20 protein-coding genes are annotated in these 18991 nt (G+C 41.2%); 4 read left to right on the top strand and 16 right to left on the bottom strand.

Annotation, left to right across the window (positions count from 1 at the left end):
• Positions 1-138: 138 nt before the first annotated feature.
• From phaC to ACGHEH_RS02850, 3 genes are all read right to left on the bottom strand, one after another.
• Positions 139-1905: a class I poly(R)-hydroxyalkanoic acid synthase gene (gene phaC, locus ACGHEH_RS02860; protein WP_390442407.1), complete on the bottom strand. Its 1767-nt coding sequence runs from the start codon at positions 1903-1905 to the stop codon at positions 139-141.
• A gap of 98 nt (positions 1906-2003) precedes the next feature.
• Positions 2004-2348, bottom strand: coding sequence for a phasin family protein (locus ACGHEH_RS02855; protein WP_390441678.1), 345 nt, complete (start codon positions 2346-2348; stop codon positions 2004-2006).
• A 70-nt stretch (positions 2349-2418) separates the two neighbouring features.
• Positions 2419-3168 (bottom strand): SDR family oxidoreductase, encoded by a 750-nt coding sequence (locus ACGHEH_RS02850; protein WP_390441676.1) that lies wholly within the window; start codon positions 3166-3168, stop codon positions 2419-2421.
• Between the two features lie 308 nt (positions 3169-3476).
• Between ACGHEH_RS02850 and ACGHEH_RS02845 the strand changes: the two genes are divergently transcribed.
• Positions 3477-5285, top strand: a complete 1809-nt coding sequence (locus tag ACGHEH_RS02845) for an ATP-binding protein (RefSeq protein ID WP_390441675.1) — start codon at positions 3477-3479, stop codon at positions 5283-5285.
• Positions 5286-5413: 128 nt separating this feature from the next.
• Here ACGHEH_RS02845 and ACGHEH_RS02840 read toward each other — a convergent pair whose 3' ends face one another.
• The 7 genes from ACGHEH_RS02840 to ACGHEH_RS02810 all read right to left on the bottom strand — a co-directional run bounded on the left by ACGHEH_RS02840 (position 5414) and on the right by ACGHEH_RS02810 (position 11564).
• A complete protein-coding gene (locus tag ACGHEH_RS02840) occupies positions 5414-7240 on the bottom strand; it encodes a DUF885 domain-containing protein (RefSeq protein WP_390441673.1) in 1827 nt (608 codons plus the stop codon).
• Positions 7241-7320: 80 nt separating this feature from the next.
• Positions 7321-8457, bottom strand: coding sequence for a radical SAM family heme chaperone HemW (hemW, locus tag ACGHEH_RS02835; protein WP_390441671.1), 1137 nt, complete (start codon positions 8455-8457; stop codon positions 7321-7323).
• Between the two features lie 2 nt (positions 8458-8459).
• A complete protein-coding gene (locus ACGHEH_RS02830; RefSeq protein WP_390441669.1) occupies positions 8460-9047 on the bottom strand; it encodes an XTP/dITP diphosphatase in 588 nt (195 codons plus the stop codon).
• A gap of 7 nt (positions 9048-9054) precedes the next feature.
• The gene (locus tag ACGHEH_RS02825; protein ID WP_390441667.1) at positions 9055-9489 is read right to left on the bottom strand and encodes a DUF4426 domain-containing protein; all 435 of its coding nucleotides are present in this window, start codon (positions 9487-9489) and stop codon (positions 9055-9057) included.
• A gap of 12 nt (positions 9490-9501) precedes the next feature.
• Entirely contained in the window at positions 9502-10035 is a 534-nt protein-coding gene (locus ACGHEH_RS02820) for a YggT family protein (RefSeq protein ID WP_349285682.1), read from the bottom strand.
• A 9-nt stretch (positions 10036-10044) separates the two neighbouring features.
• Positions 10045-10866, bottom strand: a complete 822-nt coding sequence (proC, locus tag ACGHEH_RS02815) for a pyrroline-5-carboxylate reductase (protein ID WP_390441665.1) — start codon at positions 10864-10866, stop codon at positions 10045-10047.
• A 14-nt stretch (positions 10867-10880) separates the two neighbouring features.
• Complete coding sequence (locus tag ACGHEH_RS02810; protein WP_390441663.1) at positions 10881-11564, bottom strand: YggS family pyridoxal phosphate-dependent enzyme; 684 nt, start codon at positions 11562-11564, stop codon at positions 10881-10883.
• 30 nt (positions 11565-11594) lie between these two features.
• Here ACGHEH_RS02810 and ACGHEH_RS02805 point away from each other — a divergent pair, with 30 nt between their 5' ends.
• Genes ACGHEH_RS02805 through ACGHEH_RS02795 form a run of 3 tightly spaced genes read left to right on the top strand, consistent with a single transcriptional unit; the run spans position 11595 to position 14655 of the window.
• Positions 11595-12641 (top strand): type IV pilus twitching motility protein PilT, encoded by a 1047-nt coding sequence (locus tag ACGHEH_RS02805; protein WP_390441661.1) that lies wholly within the window; start codon positions 11595-11597, stop codon positions 12639-12641.
• A 12-nt stretch (positions 12642-12653) separates the two neighbouring features.
• Entirely contained in the window at positions 12654-13772 is a 1119-nt protein-coding gene (locus ACGHEH_RS02800) for a PilT/PilU family type 4a pilus ATPase (protein WP_390441659.1), read from the top strand.
• A complete protein-coding gene (locus tag ACGHEH_RS02795; protein ID WP_390441657.1) occupies positions 13753-14655 on the top strand; it encodes a hypothetical protein in 903 nt (300 codons plus the stop codon). Before ACGHEH_RS02800 ends, ACGHEH_RS02795 begins: the two co-directional genes overlap by 20 nt.
• Before the next feature lie 3 nt (positions 14656-14658).
• Here the strand turns inward: ACGHEH_RS02795 and ruvX are convergent, their stop codons facing one another.
• The 6 genes from ruvX to ACGHEH_RS02765 are packed head-to-tail and all read right to left on the bottom strand — an operon-like array spanning position 14659 to position 18940.
• The gene (gene ruvX, locus ACGHEH_RS02790; RefSeq protein ID WP_390441655.1) at positions 14659-15108 is read right to left on the bottom strand and encodes a Holliday junction resolvase RuvX; all 450 of its coding nucleotides are present in this window, start codon (positions 15106-15108) and stop codon (positions 14659-14661) included.
• Positions 15109-15123: 15 nt separating this feature from the next.
• Positions 15124-15684, bottom strand: coding sequence for a YqgE/AlgH family protein (locus ACGHEH_RS02785; RefSeq protein ID WP_390441653.1), 561 nt, complete (start codon positions 15682-15684; stop codon positions 15124-15126).
• Positions 15685-15732: 48 nt separating this feature from the next.
• The gene (gene gshB / locus ACGHEH_RS02780; protein ID WP_390441651.1) at positions 15733-16689 is read right to left on the bottom strand and encodes a glutathione synthase; all 957 of its coding nucleotides are present in this window, start codon (positions 16687-16689) and stop codon (positions 15733-15735) included.
• Positions 16690-16744: 55 nt separating this feature from the next.
• Positions 16745-17479 carry a 16S rRNA (uracil(1498)-N(3))-methyltransferase gene (rsmE, locus tag ACGHEH_RS02775; RefSeq protein ID WP_390441649.1) on the bottom strand — a complete coding sequence of 245 codons (735 nt, stop codon included), beginning with the start codon at positions 17477-17479 and terminating at the stop codon, positions 16745-16747.
• Positions 17480-17536: 57 nt separating this feature from the next.
• Positions 17537-18013: a hypothetical protein gene (locus ACGHEH_RS02770; RefSeq protein ID WP_390441648.1), complete on the bottom strand. Its 477-nt coding sequence runs from the start codon at positions 18011-18013 to the stop codon at positions 17537-17539.
• A 33-nt stretch (positions 18014-18046) separates the two neighbouring features.
• Positions 18047-18940, bottom strand: a complete 894-nt coding sequence (locus tag ACGHEH_RS02765) for a hypothetical protein (protein ID WP_390441646.1) — start codon at positions 18938-18940, stop codon at positions 18047-18049.
• Positions 18941-18991: the final 51 nt, after the last annotated feature.

Here is an 18991-nt window from a genome sequence, read left to right as displayed (position 1 = left end):
GAAGGAGTGCTCCGCGCTGAACGTAAACTTTTGTAAACAACATATTTTATGTTTGGTTGTAAAGGGCTACCTTGAAGTTTTTACTTGATTACCGAGAGAAGCTCTTTGGCTTTTTGCAATAAAGCCAAAGAGAATTAGTTATAGACTAACCTTTACATATTCTCCAGGTGCATCATAAATCCCCGGCTTTTCATCAGTATGCGTTGCTCTGGCGTCTACTTTTGTGTCATTAAGGTTATTGAGCCATTGATGCCAGTGAGGCCACCAAGAACCTGTGTGATGCTGCGCTTTATCAAACCAATCTTGCGCTTCTCCTTTGGCTTCTGGGCCATAGAAATAACCATATTTATTTGCCTCAGGCGCATTAATTACACCGGCAATGTGGCCACTCTCACCCAGCACAAAAGTCACTGGGCTTGCAGTATTTTGCACACCTTTAAATGTGGCTTGCCATAGCGCAATATGATCATCTCGAGTTGAAAGCATATAAATAGGTGTTTTTACCTTGCTCAAATCAATTTTAGTACCACGAATACTGATCGCTTTTGGCTCTACCAGCTTGTTTTCTAAATAGAGGTTACGCAGCATAAAATTATGGCATGCTGCAGTAAGGTTGGTACTGTCACCATTCCAATAAAGCAGGTCCATATTCATAGGCGCTTTGCCTTTGAGGTAATTATTCACATAATAATTCCAGTACAGGGTGTTTTCTCTGAGCATGCTGAACGCCGTACCCAGCGAGTGACCATGCATGACACCATTTTCTGTATTGTACGCTTCGAGCGCAGCAATTGTTGGCTCATTAATAAATACACCAATCTCCCCTGGTTGCGCAAAATCGAGTAGTGTGGTTAACAAGGTTGCACTTTTAATGCGTTGCTTCATACGTTTTGCTGTGAAATAAGCCAATGTTGTGGTCAGCAAAGTACCGCCAATACAATATCCCATGGCATTGACATAGGTTGTGCCTATATGTTTCTCGATGGCATCAAGGGCAGCTATCACGCCATCAACCACATAATCTTCAAAGCTGATGTGTGCCATACTTGGATCAGGGTTTTTCCACGACATCATGAACACGGTATGGCCCTGTTCTACAGCCCATTTCACCATCGAGTTTTGTTGTTGCAAATCTAAGATATAGTACTTGTTCACATAAGGGGGAATGATTAATAGAGGCGTCTCGAGTACTTGCTCTGTGGTTGCACTGTATTGGATTAATTCAAATAAATGGTTTTGATACACCACACGACCTGGGGTAGTGGCTAGGTCTTCCCCGAGTTTATAAGCTTGCTCATCAGTCATGCTAATACGCAGCATGTCATGGCTTTTATCTAAATCTTTTTTTAGCAGCTCAAAACCTTTCACCAAGTTTTCACCTTTTGACTCTAGGGTGAGTTTAAGTAATTCAGGGTTAGTGCTGATAAAGTTACTGGGCGCAAGCGAGTTAATGGTTTGTCTGGCAAAAAACTCAAGGCGTTCTTTTTGTTTTTCGTCTAGCCCTTGAGTATCACGAATATTTTGTAACAGTGACTCACCAAATAATAAGTAACTTTGTTTGATGTAGTTAAACCATGGATTTTGTTGCCATTGCTCGTCTTTAAAGCGTCGGTCTCCTCGCTCTTCACTGATGACAGACGCAACGTTTTCGTCGCCTGCTTGCATCGCATTTTGCATTATTTGCAATTGCTGCTGCCACCAGTTAGTTTGATTCTTTATTAATGTCTCAGGTTGCTGGCTTAGTGCTTGCAACCAGGTAGTAAAGTCTTTGCTGTTTAGCTCATTTAAAGCTTGTTGAACAGGGCTTTGTTGGCTCAAGTTTTGGGTAAAGGAGTTAAAAATTTCTTGGTTTTGTTGCCACCAAGATTGCATCGTAGCATTTAAGGCGTCGTTATCCATCTTCATCATGATTGTCCTAATGACACAACTAGACGCTGCAGGGTGTCGCAGCATGAAGGCAAGAAGAGCAGGTAGCGGCAGAACTACCGCTACCTAAATAAGTCTTAAGCTTGAGCTGTTTGCATTTGCTCTTTAGTTAAAGCTTCAAGGCTGTCTTTAAACTCTTGACCTAGTTTTGTTAGTTTTTGACCGTCTTCAATCATTTGCTGGCTTAGCTGGGTCATTGCAGACACTTGGCTTAAGTTAAAATCGATTGCAGATTTAACATCTTGTACTTCAGTCGCTGCTTTTAATTGCGATACAGAAGCATTTGAAATGTTTTGTACTGCATCAATTTGAATGCTCGCTAGCTGTTCAATGTTCTTTGCAACAAGTTGGTTGAACTTGATTGCTGGGCCGAAAAACTTTTGGTTTTGTTCAGTTAGCGTGTTTAGTAAATCAGTGTACATAACGTTTTCCTTTTGAGTCGTTGAAATTGTTCAAAAAATGGGTTGAGTGTTAACTGCTTACTCAACTAACTTAATTCATGTATAAACCGCCGTTTAAAGCGAGTGTTTCACCTGTGATATAAGCCGCATCGTCAGATGCTAAAAAGCGTACTGCTTTGGCGACTTCTTCTGGGGTCGCTAAACGCTGCATAGGTACTTGGCCGCGAATGTTATCTAGAACCTCAGGTTTCATTGCAGCAACCATTGGAGTTTCTGTATAACCGGGAGCAACCACATTCACTGTGACACCAGCGCGCGCACCTTCATAAGCAAGAGATTTAGAAAAGCCGATCATGCCCGCTTTTGCTGCAGCATAGTTTGCTTGTCCAAATTGTCCTTTTTGGCCGTTTACACTTGAGATGTTGATGATACGACCTTGCTTTTGCGCACACATATGCGCAAACAAAGGTTGGGTCATGTTGAAAAGAGAGTTTAAGTTAGTATCGATCACTTCACGCCATTGCTCAATCGACATTTTTTTAAATGTGCTATCACGTGTGATACCCGCATTGTTGACTAACACATCAATGTGTTGATGCTCTTCGATAAGGTTGTCAAGGGCAAGTTTACAAGCTTGAGCATCAGTGACATCTAAAAACACAGCTTGAACTTGTTTTGGGTTGATGTTTGCTTCATTGAGCCATTGATCAAAGTCAGCCTGGGTTCGACGCTGGCTCGCAACGGCGATAACGAAGAACTGGTTGTCTACGAGAGATTGAACGATGGCTGTACCAATGCCACCAAAGGCGCCAGTTACAATGGCAGTTTTTTGTATATCCATGATGATTTCCCTACATCTTTTATGACAATTTAACTGCATTTGTCATGTTTGCTTTAGGCAACAAACACTAGTGAAATTCACTTGAGTGATCGTTAAGTGACTTCATTATTTGCGAAAAAAGTGACAGTTTTTTAACCAAACCATGACCTTTTTAAGAACTCACTCTTGCGGCTTACTTTAAGCGTAAACCCCATAGCGTGGTTTATCATATAGTCTATCGTTATGCTCGAAATTTGCACAATTTATAACTTGATCTAAATCTAGTTTTCTTTACTAAACTTAAAGTAAGGAAAAATTAAGGTCAGACTATGCGCGTTAAGTCTTCATTACTTATTTTTAAAGTTGCTTCGGGCACATGTGTGTTTTTAATCATGCTTGCAAGTTGGTTAATGTATTCACACATAGATCATACCCAGCAAGTTGAATTGCAGTTAAATCGTCTAAAGTTAGCCGCAGCTCGATTAGTTGGCGTAAAAAATGACTACATACAAGAAAAACAGCCAGAATTTATTGAGTCTTTCGATAAGCATTATTTTCAGTTCGAAAAAGAATACGGTGAGCTTGCCCAACTTCTTTTAGATGAGCCAAAAGTCATGCTGCAACTTTCCATGATAGAATCTAATACCGCACAACTAAGGCAAACTTTAAAGCGTTTTGAGCAGTTCCAAATTAAGTTAGGTCATGAGGCTGATGAGGGCGTATATGGCTTGTTTAGACGTCACGCTCATCAGTTACAAAGTTATGTGCAAACAGCTGAACAACCCATGTTAGAGCTTAAGGTACTAGAATTACGGCGTGCAGAGAAAGACTTTTTACTGCGACACGATCATGCCTATATTGAACGTCATACAGGAATTTACGAAAAATTATATCAAAAGCTGCAATCCGAAAACCCTCAAGCGGCACTGCAACTCAAAGCTTATCGCCAAGGTTTTTTATCTTACAGTGCAGTGCTCACAGAAATTGGTTTGAACTCTAAGCAGGGCTTGAGAAAGCAACTTGATGAGCAAAAAAACGATCTAACAACTGAAATATTGGGATTGAGCAATACTATTATTTTACAGGATCACGATACCAAGCAAGCTTGGGTTTTAAGTTTACTGGGCATGATAATTTTGATTTGCTCTGTATGCTTTGTTTTATTGATGATATTGCATGCAAGAGTCTCGAAAAAGATCAATGTGATCAATGATGTCTTAGATAAGGTTGTTGAACATGAAAACTTTAAACTCAGGACTAATCTCAATAATACCGATGAGTTAGGTCAAATAGGCACGCATGTCGATAAATTACTTGAATACCTTGATGGTCTTCTAGTGCGTTTGTCTTCGGCGCAAAAACGTTTATTAGAAGATACTGAAGTGGCGAGTTTTAGTAATGTTATTCATCGCTTTACTCAAGAGCTCAATACGCCACTTGGAGAAGTAAAAAGTGGTAAGGGCGATATGGCTGAGTTAATAGCCATCATGAAAAATAACCTAAGAGATGGGTTAGATGAGAGTGCCTCTATTACAGAGATGATAAGTCATCTAGAAAGTACATTAGATATTATTGAAAGTAATCTCACGGTCAGTGAGCAGCTTATTGAAGAGTTTAAGCTGATCTCTGCAAACCAACATTTGGATATCCTGACCTATTTTAACTTACTTGATCAAGTAGAATATGCATTTCGAAGTAATGACGGTTTATTATCAGCCGAAGATTATGATATCACCTTTGATATCTCAGAAGGGCTGTTTATTAATAGCTACCCCTCAGCAATCAATCAGATCATTAATCTATGCATTCATAACAGTATTAAACATGGCAAAATAGCCAATCAGAAACTCCATATTGTGGTGTCAGCAATGGTTGTTAATGATTTTGTGCATATCTATTTTAAAGACGATGGCATGGGCATAGACAAAGAAATTTTACCGGTGATATTCGAACCGTTTATTACTTCAAAACGCCATAGTGGTGGCACTGGTCTGGGTATGAGCATCATATATAATTTGGTCACGCAAAAGCTGAAAGGGGAAGTGAAAATGCAAAGCCCTGCGCATGGTGGTGCTTGCCTTCATATTATTTTGTCAGAGACTGAATTTTCACAAAAACAATTATCTGACGTCAGTTAAGAGCCTATAAGTTAGTCTTGCGAGTAACTCATTTTGTTTAGGTTGACGTTTATTCTGTCAGCAGAAATAAGTATATAGAAATAAAAAAGCCATGGTTTTAACCATGGCTTTCTAAATCAATTTTGCGGTTAAGCTTTTTTACTTGCTACCCACTCGTCAACGAACTTTTCAAGTACGTTAAGTGGCACAGGGCCATTTTTCAGAACCACATCGTGGAACTGACGAATATCAAACTTGTCACCAAGTTCTTTCTTCGCATCTTCACGTAATTCTAAAATTTTAAGCATACCGACTTTATAAGCGGTTGCTTGAGAAGGCATTACGATGTGACGCTCAACCATTTTAACACCGTCAGACTTAGCGTTAGGGGTGTTGTTTACGTAGTAATCGATGCCTTCTTGACGCGTCCATTTCATCGCGTGAATACCTGTATCTACCACTAGACGACATGCACGCCATAATTCCATTGCAAGACGACCAAAATCTGAATATGGGTCTTCATATAGGCCCATTTCTTTTGGTACTAGCTCAGAGTATAAACCCCAACCTTCGATATAAGCTGTGTAGCCACCGAATTTACGGAACTTAGGCACACCTTCAAGCTCTTGCGCGATAGCAATTTGCATGTGGTGACCCGGAATACCTTCGTGGTAAGCAAGCGCTTCCATTTGGTAAGTAGGCATTGCTTCCATGTCATACAGGTTTGCGTAGTAAATACCAGGACGAGAGCCATCTGGTGCAGGCTGCTGGTAGAACGCTTTACCAGCCGCTTTTTCACGGAATGCTTCAACACGCTTAACGATCATGTCTGCTTTTGGCTTAACAATAAATAATTCATCAAGACGAGATTTTAAGTTGTCGATCATCGCAGTAGCATCTTTAAGATACTTCTCTTTACCTTCTTCTGTATTAGGCAAGTAGAATTGCTTGTCGGTTTTCATGAATTCCATGAATGCTTTTAAGTCACCTTTAAAGCCAACCTTTTCTTTGATTGCTCGCATTTCGTCATGAATACGTGCAACCTCAGCAAGGCCAATTTCATGGATTTCTTTAGCCGTTAGCTCTGTAGTCGTTGTACGAGCAAGGGCATTGTTAAAGAAGGCTTCACCTTCAGGGAACTTCCAAGCACCGTCACGGGTATCTGCTTTTTTCTCAAGCTTAGCTAGGTAGTTAATTAGCTTGTTGTAAGACGGCTTGATAGCAGTGTTAAGTGCTTCTGTAGCTTCATTGATAAGTGCTGCTTTTTCAGAATCAGCGATTTCTAGTTTGTTTACCTTACGTTTGAAGTCAGCAAGTAGAGTAGAGTCGTCACCTTTTTCAAACGGTGCGCCTTTAATAATGTTCTTGCTTGATTCAATTACGTGAGGAAAAACAAACTTAGGTGCAATAATGCCTTTTTGCGCACGGATCTCTAAAGAGTCGATAAGTTGATCGAATACTTTCGTTACGCCATTTAAACGTGAGATATACGCTTTCGCATCTTCAACATTAGTGATTTGGTGCTGGTTAATTAAAAATGCAGGTACCATTGAGTGCGTACCAAACATTTGGTTTACCGGGTAGTTATGGTAGCGCCATTTGAAATCAGCAATACCATCTTCTAAACGTTGCTTCATCAGGTCATAACTAACTTGCGTGTTAGCATCTAACTTACTGCGATCAATCGCATTCAATCTGCCAAGATCTTTTTTAGCTAGAGCTAAATCTTCAAGTGCACGCTCTTCGCTGTCATCATCCCACTTATCGTAGTCTTTTTTGATACCCATGTAAGTTTGGTATACAGGGCTTCGCATGACGCCGTTCATAAACACTTCTTCAAAAAGCGCATTGGCTTTTTCAACTTCGCTCTGAACAACTTGGACTTGCGGTGCAGGAGCAGGTTTTTCAGCTGTTTGCTGACAACCAGCCAAAAATGCTGCGCTGATTGCTGCAGCAATAATGGTGAGTTTACGCATTGTTATCTACCTTTGAGTTTTGTGTACGCTATGGATTATCCTTGGCGTGTTGTTATTTTTATAAAAACAGCCGAAACCGTTTAAACAAATAATTCTAGCAGGTCATTTAAAAAACGGTGGCCTTTATTTGTAACCAACCATGAATGACCTAAGTCTTCTATTAATTTTTTTTCAATTGCAGTGTTTATTGCAGTATCGATTTTGGCTAATGACAAGCCCGAATAGTTTATGAACTGCTGCTTATTACATGGTTCACGTAGCCTAAATTGGTTCATAAAGAACTCAAAAGGGCGACCCTCTTCTTCAACTTGCCAGCTTTCATACAAATATGGCTTGCTAAGATCCATATAACCACGAGGGTGTTTAACTTTTACGGTACGTAAAATACCACCTTGTTCAGGCTGAGTTATCTTACCGTGGGCGCCACAGCCTATGCCTAGGTAATCACCGAAGCGCCAATAATTTAAATTGTGTTTACATTGATAACCTGGTTTTGCGTAGCCCGAGATCTCATAGTGCTCGTAGCCTGCTTCTGCCAGTAATTTTTGACCTTGTTCTTGGATATCCCACAATGTTTCATCTTCAGGGAGAACAGGTGGTTTAGAAGCAAACTGAGTGTTTGGTTCAATGGTCAATTGATACCAAGATAAGTGAGGTGGGTTAAGAGTAATGACTTTTTGTAAATCGCTTAACGCATCTTCGACACTTTGACCTGGAAGTCCATGCATTAAATCCATATTGAATGAATTTAAGCCCGCAGCTTGAGCCTCTTTGGCGGCGTTAATGGCTTCATTTTCGCCATGAATACGACCCAAAGACTTAAGCTTATCGGCTTGTAAACTTTGTACACCAATTGAAATACGGTTAATGCCGGCTTCAACATAATGTTTGAACTTGTCTTTTTCTACCGTGCCTGGGTTGGCTTCTAGCGTAATTTCAATATTGTCTTCAAAGGGGATAAGCTTTTCTATTTCGGCTAATAACCATTGATAGGCTTTACCCGATAACAAACTTGGTGTGCCACCGCCGACAAAAATACTGTGTAATTTGCGACCTTGCACTAAATGTAAATCAGCTTGCAAGTCGTGAAGTAAGTGTTGAATATATTCTTGTTCAGGAATTTCACCCTTTTGACCGTGGCTATTAAAGTCGCAATAAGGGCATTTTTGCACGCACCAAGGCACGTGCACATATAAGCTTAGAGGAGGAAGTTGCACAATTAGCCTTTTAATTTGGCAACGAGTTGCTGCAGTGCCTGACCACGATGGCTCAGGGCATTTTTTTGCTCCTTCGTTAACTGTGCAGACGTGCATCCTTCGCTTGCTACATAAAACACCGGATCATAACCAAAGCCTTCACGACCCTGTTGTTCTTCTGTGATTACCCCTTCCCAATTTGCTTGGCAAACGAGTGGTGTCGGGTCATCAGCATGACGCATATAAACTAGCACACACCAGAAGCGCGCTGAACGCTCTGTTTTGCCTTGCATCTCGACCAGTAACTTGTCGATGTTATCTTGGTCGTTTGCGCTTTCACCGGCGAAGCGTGCCGAATACACACCTGGTGCGCCATTTAAAGCATCGACTTCAAGACCAGAGTCATCCGCAATGGCAGGCAGGCCGGTAATTTTAGCTGCGTGGCGCGCTTTAATAATAGCATTTTCGATGAAGGTAGTGCCTGTTTCTGGCACGTCAGGTACATTAAACTGGCTTTGTGGTAATACCTCAATGCTTAACTCATTGAGCATCGCAGCGAGCTCTTTCACTTTACCTTGGTTGCCTGTGGCAAGAACAATTTGTTGACTCATTAGCTAATTAGTCCACGTAGAATTTTTGTTGAAAGTTTAAAACTTGGAAGTTGTTACCTTGATTAATATTGATTTTAAAGCGATAAATTTCTTCATTTCGAAAATCAACTTGGGCAAGGTAATAAATGGCATCACCATCAACCACTTCTTTGAATTCCAGTACTTGTTTAGTACCTAGGAGATTCTTTGCTTCACCTGTGAGTTTGGCTTTTTGAGCAGGCGTGCCCTTTTTATTGGCAAGCACTGAGATATTAATCACGCCTTTATAATTACTGCGCTCAAGCCCATAGGCTTTGGCAATACTAGGTTGAATAAACGTTGAAGGAAAAGCTATGTAGTGAACTTGCCACGGGCCGAGTTCTTTATATTGTCCACCTTGTACAGAATTAGCAGAGGCAATAAAGCTACTTAAAGCAAGGATGAAAGCAATCAAAATTCGCATAAATACTCCTAATTAACCTAGCAAATCCATGATTAATAGTTGCACGAACTGCAGGCCAATAATTAATACCAAAATAGATAGATCTAAACCACCAAGAGGTGGGATAACTTTACGAATGGGGCGTAGCATTGGCTCAGTAAGCTGGTCAAATACCGCGGCAATCGGGTTATAACCTTGTGCCACCCAGCTCATGATTGCACGAATAATTAATATCCAAAATACCAGCGTAAAAGCTTCTTTTAAGACAGTGATAACTCCATTAATTGCGGCGCCAACTGGCTCCCAACCACCGTAAAACATCACCATGAGTAAAGATACTTTGGCAAAACCAACTAAGAAGGCGAGCACCAAAGAGGCGAGGTCTAAGCCACCTACGCCAGGAATAATTTTACGCAGTGGGTTAACCGCAAAAGAAGTGGCTTTAACGACGGTTTGACTAAGAGGGTTGTAAAAGTCAGCGCGAACTAACTGTAGCCAAAAACGCAGTAACACGACCATTAAAAATAGGTCGAATACAATACCAATTAAAAATTGCATAGCAGTCATGGCTGCCTCCTAGATCTGTTGTTCCATTTCTTCAGCGCGAGCGATACAGGCATCCATAGCGTCGGCAACGGTAGTTTGTAAGCTTTTTGATTTTAAGTATTCAACAGCCGCGTGTGTTGTTCCACCTTTTGATGTCACATTGGCGCGCAGTTGTTCGAGTGAAATGTCATCATTGGCAAACGCCATTTCAGCCGCGCCTAATGCAGTTTGCTGCACTAGCAGTCGAGCTTGTTCATGGCTAAAGCCAAGGTTTACAGCTTTTTCAGCAATAGATTGCATAAATAGGAAGAAATACGCAGGCGATGAGCCTGTTACAGCAATGATGTCATTTATTTGTGACTCTTGCTCTAACCATAGTACTATGCCTGTTGCGCTGAACATATCAGTGACAATGGCTTTTTCTTCATCGCTAATTGCATCGCTGAATAAGCCACTGACACCTTTACCTAATAAGCTCGGTGTATTTGGCATACAGCGTACGAGTTTTGCATCAAACCCCAGCATTTCACGTAAGCGCTTTACAGTAATACCAGCAGCAACTGAGATGAATAGTTTGCTACTCATGTCTATGCCTGCGTCTTGGAATGTTTGGCAAAGTTCCGCCATCATCTGTGGTTTAACAGAGAGTACGATAATATCGGCTTGCTTTACTGCCGCAAGGTTATCTGATGTGGCGTTCACACCTAAGTCAGCTTCAACTTTTGCTAGTTTTTCTGGATTACGGTTAGTAGCAATAATGCTGTTCGCATCGAAGCCACTTTTTACCATACCACCGATGATGGCATAGCTCATGTTACCTGTTCCGATAAACGCGATGGTTTTATTTGACATAGTTTGTGCTTACCTTATTGTCTTTTTCCAAAAATGTCGGTGCCAATACGCACCATGTTTGCCCCTGCAATGATGGCAGGCTCTAAGTCCTGGCTCATACCCATAGAAAGGGTATCTACTTGAGGATATTGGTGCCTTAGTTTATCAAAGCAAGCCCGCATTTGCTGAAAATATTGTAATTGTTTCTGTTCATCGTCAGTTTTTTCGGTGATGGTCATTAAACCACGAAGGTTTAATTGACGTGCATCAGCTATAAATGCAGCCAATTCATCTAGCTCTGAAAGCTGGCAACCTGACTTATTTTCGTCTTCACTGATATTTACTTGGATCAGGATGTTCAACGGCATAAGGTTGTTTGGACGTTGCTCGTTTAAGCGTTTTGCTATTTTTAAGCGATCAACACTTTGCACCCAACTAAAATGCTCCGCAATATGGCGAGATTTATTTGATTGAATCGGACCAATAAAGTGCCATTCAATGTCTTTTTTATCTTTTAAGTGTTGAATCTTATCAACGGCTTCTTGTACGTAAGACTCCCCAAATTGACGTTGCCCAGCGTCATAAGCTTCTTCAATAAGCTCGATTGGTTTGGTTTTAGACACAGCAAGTAATTGCACTGTATCGGAAAATGGACTGTTTTGTTCTGCTTTTATCACGCGATCGTAGGCGCAGCTCAGACGTTCTGCTATTGTAACCATATTATATTTCAGCTCGTTTTGGAGTCGTACATGGATATTACTGAATTATTGGCCTTTAGTGTTCAACATAAAGCCTCGGATTTACATTTATCATCGGGTGTTTCGCCGATGATCCGGGTTGACGGCGATGTGCGTCGTGTAAATATTCCCGCGTTAGAATCGAAAGACGTAAATAGCCTTGTTTACGATATTATGAATGATAACCAGCGAAAGGACTATGAGCAAAATTTAGAGGTGGACTTTTCATTCGAAGTGCCTAATTTAGCACGTTTTCGTGTTAATGCATTCAATACGAGTCGCGGGCCTGCAGCGGTATTCCGTACCATTCCGTCAACGGTACTTTCACTTGAAGAGTTAGGTGCGCCAGATATTTTTAAAGATATCTCAGATAAACCGCGAGGTTTAGTGCTAGTCACCGGTCCTACCGGTTCTGGTAAATCAACCACCTTAGCCGCTATGGTCGATTACATAAATAATAATAAACATCACCATATCTTGACCATAGAAGATCCTATTGAATTTGTGCACCTTAATAAATTGAGTCTAATTAACCAACGTGAAGTGCATAGAGATACACACAGCTTTAAAGCGGCACTTCGTTCAGCGCTGCGTGAAGATCCTGATGTTATCCTAGTGGGTGAATTACGAGATTTAGAAACTATTCGTCTCGCTATGACCGCAGCTGAAACAGGTCATTTAGTGTTTGGTACTTTGCACACCACATCGGCACCAAAAACCATTGACCGTATAATTGATGTTTTCCCTGGTGAAGAAAAAGACATGGTTCGCTCAATGCTGTCAGAATCACTGCAAGCGGTTATTTCACAAACACTGGTTAAAAAGGTAGGGGGAGGTCGTGTGGCTGCACACGAAATCATGCTTGGCATTCCGGCAATCCGTAATCTAATCCGTGAAGATAAAATTGCGCAGATGTACTCGGCCATTCAAACCGGTGCTATGCATGGCATGCAAACTATGGATCAATGTTTAAAGAACTTGGTTAACCGCGGCCTTATCACAGCGCAAGATGCACAAACAAAAGCGCACGATAAGGCTCAATTTGGTCCAAATATGTAAGGGGAGGCCATCATGTTATTGAATCAATTCTTACAAGCCATGGTAGACCGACAAGCTTCAGATTTATTTGTTTCTGCGGGTCTAGCTGTGAGTGCCAAAATTGATGGTGAGTTAACGCCTTTAAGTGAAGAGCGCTTAACACCGGAAGCTTCTCTTGAGATTGTCGTGTCTGCAATGAATGACAGGCAAAAAGAAGAGTTCTATCGCGAAAAAGAATGTAATTTCGCGATTGCCACCGATGAAGGGCGTTTCCGTGTTTCCGCATTTTGGCAAAGGGATTGTGCCGGCATGGTACTGCGTCGCATTGTGACACAAATTCCTGATGTGAATGATTTGGGCCTACCTTCTGTCCTGACAGATGTGATCATGTCAAAGCGTGGCCTGGTGTTATTTGTCGGTGGTACAGGCACAGGTAAGTCAACATCACTAGCTGCACTGCTAGGTTATCGCAACCGTAATCAGCGTGGTCATATTCTAACAATTGAGGATCCAATTGAATTTGTGCATGAGCACAAAAAGAGCATCATCACACAGCGTGAAGTAGGGATTGATACAGAGAGTTTTGAAGCGGCGCTAAAGAGCTCTTTGCGACAAGCGCCGGATGTCATTTTAATTGGTGAAATTCGCTCTCAAGAAACTATGGAATACGCACTTAGCTTTGCTGAAACTGGTCATTTATGTGTTGCAACCCTACACGCAAATAACGCTAACCAAGCGATTGACCGTATTATGCACCTGGTTCCGAAAGAGAAACATGATAAACTTAAATATGATTTGGCGTTGAACCTACGTGCAATTGTCGCTCAGCAATTGGTACCTTCAGCGAAGGGAGAGGGTCGTGAAGCAGCGATAGAAATTTTACTTAACTCGCCAATGGTTGCTGAGCTTGTCAAAAAGGGTGATATAGGTTCAATTAAAGAAACCATGGCGAAGTCAAAAGAGATGGGGATGCAAACCTTTGATCAGGCATTGTTTGATCTCTATAAACAACGTCGTATTAATTATGCCGATGCACTTCACTACGCAGACTCGCCAAATGATCTACGTTTAATGATAAAGCTGCAGAATAATGAGCAGCAAGGCGCAGGTTTCCTACAAGGTGTGACTGTTGATGGGTTGGACTCAAAATAATAAGTATTTAAGAAGTTTATATTTTGTACTGCCTATGTTGGCTGTGTTGTTTAGTTACACGGTCAACGCATTAGGCATAAACAAAATACAGATATACGTTAGGGATGATGTGTATATCGATTACAAACGCTTCCTAAACGGCCGTAACGTCTCAGAGATCACTGACTTTTCAGGCAATTATATTCGTCGAGATGTTGTTGATATGATTCTGGCCCAGCAGGCACTCGTTCTGGGTGGCTTTACAAAACAATTTGAATATCAAACAGGTAATGTCAATTTTAGAAATACCAAACTCTTAGAACGAGGAAAGCTGTTACTGAGCATGGACAGTTATTGGTTAGAAGATGCTAAAGCCATGTCTAACTCTGTCTATGTCAGTAAAGCCCTTATCAAGCGCGGAGAGTATTATGCAGGTGTATTTTTCGCTCCAGACAATAAAAAAATGCAGCGACTGCAAAGCTACCAACAATTAAAAGATTATACATCAGTAAGTACACCACGTTGGCGGACAGATTGGGAAACACTACATAATCTGCCGTTACAAAAGCTATTTGTAGAGCATGAATGGATATCACAAGCTCGTATGGTGAGCATGATGTGGGCTGACTTTATGCTAATGCCACTGATGCCTAGTTTAAAAAATGAATTCAATTTAGAGGGAATAAAGCTAGTTGCTCACCCAAGTTTAGTTGTTCTGCTCGATGGCAGTAGACATCTGGTTGTATCTAAATCACATCCTTATGGCAAAGAAGCCTTTCAAGCGCTTCAAGTTGGGCTTGAAATACTGCGGGAGCGGGGAATGATCATAAAAGCCTACACGCAAGCAGGCTTCATTCCTGATCTGTCAAAATATGAGGTTTTAAATCAGTTACCAACTAGGTAAGAATTAGTCCCACAGCGATTCGAAAAAGCTTTCTAGAATGATGACCGCAGACATGCTGTCTACGTTACCCTTACCTAGATTACGATAACCGCCTTGTTCGAATAAACGCGCTTTCGCGTCAGTTGTTGTGAGCCGCTCATCTTGAGTTTCAACTTGTAACTTAAAGTTGTTATGCAGACGATTAGCAAATTTCTTTGCTTGGAACGTAACTTGTTGATTTGTGCCATCCATATTTAACGGCAGTCCAACCACTAATAAATCAGGTTTCCAGTCGTTGATGTGTGTAGCAATTTCATCCCAGTTAGGAATGCCATCTCGCGCTTTTACGGCACCAACACTATTGGCTGTGCCAGTGATCTCTTGACCAACAGCAATGCCAATACTTTTAGTACCAAAATCAAAGCCCATGACTGTTCGTTGGCCAATGGGTGTTTTTTCTTTTTTATCTGACATGAATTAATTTCTGTATTAGGCGTGGCCTGCGATTGTCGCTAATTTCGACACATCGAAGCCAAGCATTTCAACGGCTTTTTGCCATCTTTGTTCTACGGGCGTATTAAATATAATTGCAGGATCAGCTTTGATAACCAACCAGCTATTTTCTGATAACTCTCTTTCTAACTGACCTTGCTCCCAACCCGCATAGCCAAGGGTAATAATAAATTCACTGGGGCTGTCATCATAAGTTAGGCTGGCAAGCACATCTTTAGAGGTAGTTATCATAATCTCTGAGCTAAGCTCTTGACTCGATGAGTAGCCATATTTTGGCGTATGAAGCACAAACCCTCTGTCAGTGTTTACAGGACCACCGGCAAAGACATAGCGTTTAGCCGCTTCACTCATCTTGTTATTCTCAATATCAATTTTATCGAGTAGTTCACCTACAGTAACATTGACGGGGTGGTTAATCACCAGACCCATAGCACCTTCTTCATTATGCTCACAAATATACGTCACACTTTGTTTAAAGTAGGGGTCTTGCAAACTCGGCATTGCGATTAAGAAATGATTTTCTAATGATGATTGCATATTGATAGCCTTAGATCAGAAGATGGGGCGCATATCACCCCATTTTGTTTATTTATTATGGGCTAGTTTTTCTTCTATCGCCTCATAGAGTTTATCCATAATTGAAATATCAAACGCCGCTTCTATTTCTTTTACGCAGGTCGGGGCTGTGACATTGATTTCGGTTAGCTTGTTACCAATAATGTCTAAGCCAACAAAAATGAGCCCTTTTTCTTTTAAGGTTGGGGCGACAGCTTGCGCTACTTTTAAATCATCTTCATTGATAGGACGGGCTTCGCCTCGACCACCAGCAGCCAAATTACCTCGGGTTTCACCACCTTGAGGAATTCTCGCTAAGCAGTACGGGATGACTTCACCATTCACAACCAAAACTCGTTTATCGCCTTGCTTAATTTCTGGAATGTACTGTTGTGCCATTGCAAATCGGCTACCATGTTCAGTCAAGGTTTCGCAGATCACACCAATATTAGGATCATCTTGTTTTATTCTGAAGATTGATGCGCCACCCATGCCATCGAGTGGCTTTAAAATGATATCGCCATGCTTAGTTAAAAACTCGCGAATTTGTGTTTGAGAGCGAGTCACCAGCGTATCTGGTGTATGTTCACTAAACCATGCAGTAAATAGCTTCTCATTAGCATCGCGAAGACTTTGTGGCTTATTAACGACTAAAGTGCCAGCATCTTCAGCGCGTTCAAGAATATAGGTAGCGTAGATGTATTCAGTATCAAAGGGTGGATCTTTTCGCATTAAGATCACATCTAGGTCACTCAGTGCAATATCCTGCTTGTCTTCTAGCGTATACCAGTTGTCAACGTCGTCAAACACTGTCGCTTTAGCTGCGGTTGCACGGGCTTGGCCTTGATATAAAAACAAGTCGTCCATTTCCATGTAGTAAAGCTCATAGCCACGTTGTTGGGCACTGAGCATCATGGCAAAGCCAGTGTCTTTTTTAATATTGAAACCACTGATTGGATCGCTAATGATACCGAGTTTAATTGCCATAATGTTTACCTAGTTATTTGAATGTTTTAATCAATATGGGGTTAGAAAAGCACTTTTAAAGTGCTAAATCACCAAATTGTAATTGCAGTGCACTTAATACGGTTAAAGCGGCTGTCTCTGTGCGAAGTACTCGTGGGCCTAAGCGAACATCTACAAAGCCTTGCTCTGAGGTCGCAGCCATTTCTTCATCGGTAAAGCCGCCCTCAGGCCCCACTACAAAACGCACACCATATGTTGGTGCTGGTAAAGTTTTAATACTGTGCTCGGCACGAGGGTGCAGCGTTAGCTTTAACTCTTCACTTTGTTGGGACAGCCACTGAGATAATTGAATTGGAGGATGGATCTTGGTTACAAAATTACGACCAGATTGCTCGGCAGCAGCGATTGCGATTTTTTGCCATTGCTGGTGCTTCTTAGCGAGGCGATCACCGGTTAGTTTTACTCCACAACGGTTTGTGAACAGGGGAGTAATTTCGGTGATACCGAGCTCGACTGATTTTTGAATGGTGAAATCCATTTTATCACCGCGAGAGATCCCCTGACCCAGATGAATTTTAAGAGGTGATTCAACGTCAATTTCTTTGAATTCGATCGGTGTTGCTGTAACCGACTTTTTGCCTACTTCGGTCAGTTCACACAAATACTCTCCCCCTTCGCCATTAAACAAAGAGACATGATCGCCTTGTTGCATTCTTAACACTCGACCAATATGGCCAGCAGCATCAACAGAAAGCTGAACAGGGGTGTTAAGGCTTAACTCAGAAGGTTGAAAAATATGAGGAACGCGCATAGTGATTCGACTTAAAAACAAAGGTGGGGCAATAGTAAGGCTAAGCGAAAGCGACGTCTAGTCATTCTCTAATTTACATAAAGATGCTTCGATTGATTTATCGGCTTCATTGAGGTGCTCACTGTGACAAGACATGTGATTTTCATGAAACACATCTTGAATTTTACTGTAGTTATAACCTTCAGGTGTGATTTCAACTAAGTATCGGATTGGATGCAGTGCGTTGAATATGGCTCTTTGCTCTTCATTCGCGAGATGAAAATCTAAGTCATGGATAATCACTCCAGCAATTTGATGATGTTCTAACAAATAAGCGGCAAGTTCAGTGACACTTATTTCGTTAGCAAAGTCACAATAGCAGTAGTCTTTGATTAGGTTGTCGAACATCATTTTTACTAGATGACGGGTATTCTCACCTGCAACAATAAGGTGTTGCGGCTTGTTTGGAAATTGTTGATTTTGATAGGTCACAAAATCCCTGCTGAACTCAGCATTACTGTCTATAAGCAAAAAATTTTCAAAACAAGTCGCCATACCTTCACCTTGCTTCAGTCAGTGTTTAGCGCACTAGACCGAAAAGAGATTAATAAGTAAATAGCCCATAGCGGTGAAAACCGCAAATTCTATACAGGCAACGCCAATGTTATCTTGGTGATCAACTTCTAACCCTACATTCACTTTGGGCAGAGCAAAATGAATGAGAGAAAAGCTCATCGAGTATAACAGTACCCACATTATTCCACAGTGAAGCAATACGCTATTGATATTCTCGACTATGGTGGCCCCGTGATAAGGTGCACTCTGTAACCCTGCAAAGAGCGCTAATGAAAGCCCAATGGTTTTACCCGCATATCGTATACCAATTGAGGTATTCGCAAGGTTAAAGTTTTGTTGTAACGAAGCGCCTTGGTTTGCTTTGGCAAATCGCATTTCTCTGAGCTTACTATCAATAGCGAATACGATCTGTAAAACAATAAAGCTCATCGTTGCCACTAATAAATCACTGACGCCCTGTGGGTGAAGCCAATGAAAAATACCTAATACAAGTATGGTATTACCCAGTAACATGCCTGAATCGACGAGGGCTGCACAGATATTTTGTTTCATGATGGCTTTTTCTTCATTGAAGCGATTTAAAATCCACTTACGATGGATATATTGGCCTAGCAAAATAAAACTAAATGAAATCAGAACGGTAAGTATGGCTAAGGGAAAGTGACCGGCAGTTAAGTGTTCATAAACATCAGGAAAGATGTAAGCGCCAGTGAGCGCGATGATGCCGATTTGACAGGCGTAGTTTATGCCGAAGGCAAAGTTATCGCGTTTGGCAATTTCAGATTCAAGGGCTTTTTTGGCTTTGTATTGCATGATCAGACGATGACCAATCACAATCAGGCTTGCTAATACAAAACAAACTAAAATGGCAAAAATATTGATATCGAGTAAAGACAAATATGACATATAACGTGTAATGTTATGGTTTTAATAGATTAACTATAACGACTCCCAACT

The sequence above is a fragment of the Pseudoalteromonas sp. MTN2-4 genome, from assembly GCF_042848605.1.
In the GTDB taxonomy this organism is placed as follows: domain Bacteria; phylum Pseudomonadota; class Gammaproteobacteria; order Enterobacterales; family Alteromonadaceae; genus Pseudoalteromonas.
The sequence above is the reverse complement of the archived record's forward strand: the minus strand, read 5'-3'. Positions and strand labels throughout refer to the sequence as shown.

Bases quoted from the DNA above. Each gene is read 5' to 3' on its own strand.
- phaC (WP_390442407.1), bottom strand. From the start codon at position 1,905: ATGAAGATGGATAACGACGCCTTAAATGCTACGATGCAATCTTGGTGG.
- ACGHEH_RS02855 (WP_390441678.1), bottom strand. From the start codon at position 2,348: ATGTACACTGATTTACTAAACACGCTAACTGAACAAAACCAAAAGTTT.
- ACGHEH_RS02850 (WP_390441676.1), bottom strand. From the start codon at position 3,168: ATGGATATACAAAAAACTGCCATTGTAACTGGCGCCTTTGGTGGCATT.
- ACGHEH_RS02845 (WP_390441675.1), top strand. From the start codon at position 3,477: ATGCGCGTTAAGTCTTCATTACTTATTTTTAAAGTTGCTTCGGGCACA.
- ACGHEH_RS02840 (WP_390441673.1), bottom strand. From the start codon at position 7,240: ATGCGTAAACTCACCATTATTGCTGCAGCAATCAGCGCAGCATTTTTG.
- ACGHEH_RS02830 (WP_390441669.1), bottom strand. From the start codon at position 9,047: ATGAGTCAACAAATTGTTCTTGCCACAGGCAACCAAGGTAAAGTGAAA.
- ACGHEH_RS02825 (WP_390441667.1), bottom strand. From the start codon at position 9,489: ATGCGAATTTTGATTGCTTTCATCCTTGCTTTAAGTAGCTTTATTGCC.
- ACGHEH_RS02820 (WP_349285682.1), bottom strand. From the start codon at position 10,035: ATGACTGCTATGCAATTTTTAATTGGTATTGTATTCGACCTATTTTTA.
- proC (WP_390441665.1), bottom strand. From the start codon at position 10,866: ATGTCAAATAAAACCATCGCGTTTATCGGAACAGGTAACATGAGCTAT.
- ACGHEH_RS02810 (WP_390441663.1), bottom strand. From the start codon at position 11,564: ATGGTTACAATAGCAGAACGTCTGAGCTGCGCCTACGATCGCGTGATA.
- ACGHEH_RS02805 (WP_390441661.1), top strand. From the start codon at position 11,595: ATGGATATTACTGAATTATTGGCCTTTAGTGTTCAACATAAAGCCTCG.
- ACGHEH_RS02800 (WP_390441659.1), top strand. From the start codon at position 12,654: ATGTTATTGAATCAATTCTTACAAGCCATGGTAGACCGACAAGCTTCA.
- ACGHEH_RS02795 (WP_390441657.1), top strand. From the start codon at position 13,753: ATGGGTTGGACTCAAAATAATAAGTATTTAAGAAGTTTATATTTTGTA.
- ruvX (WP_390441655.1), bottom strand. From the start codon at position 15,108: ATGTCAGATAAAAAAGAAAAAACACCCATTGGCCAACGAACAGTCATG.
- ACGHEH_RS02785 (WP_390441653.1), bottom strand. From the start codon at position 15,684: ATGCAATCATCATTAGAAAATCATTTCTTAATCGCAATGCCGAGTTTG.
- gshB (WP_390441651.1), bottom strand. From the start codon at position 16,689: ATGGCAATTAAACTCGGTATCATTAGCGATCCAATCAGTGGTTTCAAT.
- rsmE (WP_390441649.1), bottom strand. From the start codon at position 17,479: ATGCGCGTTCCTCATATTTTTCAACCTTCTGAGTTAAGCCTTAACACC.
- ACGHEH_RS02770 (WP_390441648.1), bottom strand. From the start codon at position 18,013: ATGGCGACTTGTTTTGAAAATTTTTTGCTTATAGACAGTAATGCTGAG.
- ACGHEH_RS02765 (WP_390441646.1), bottom strand. From the start codon at position 18,940: ATGTCATATTTGTCTTTACTCGATATCAATATTTTTGCCATTTTAGTT.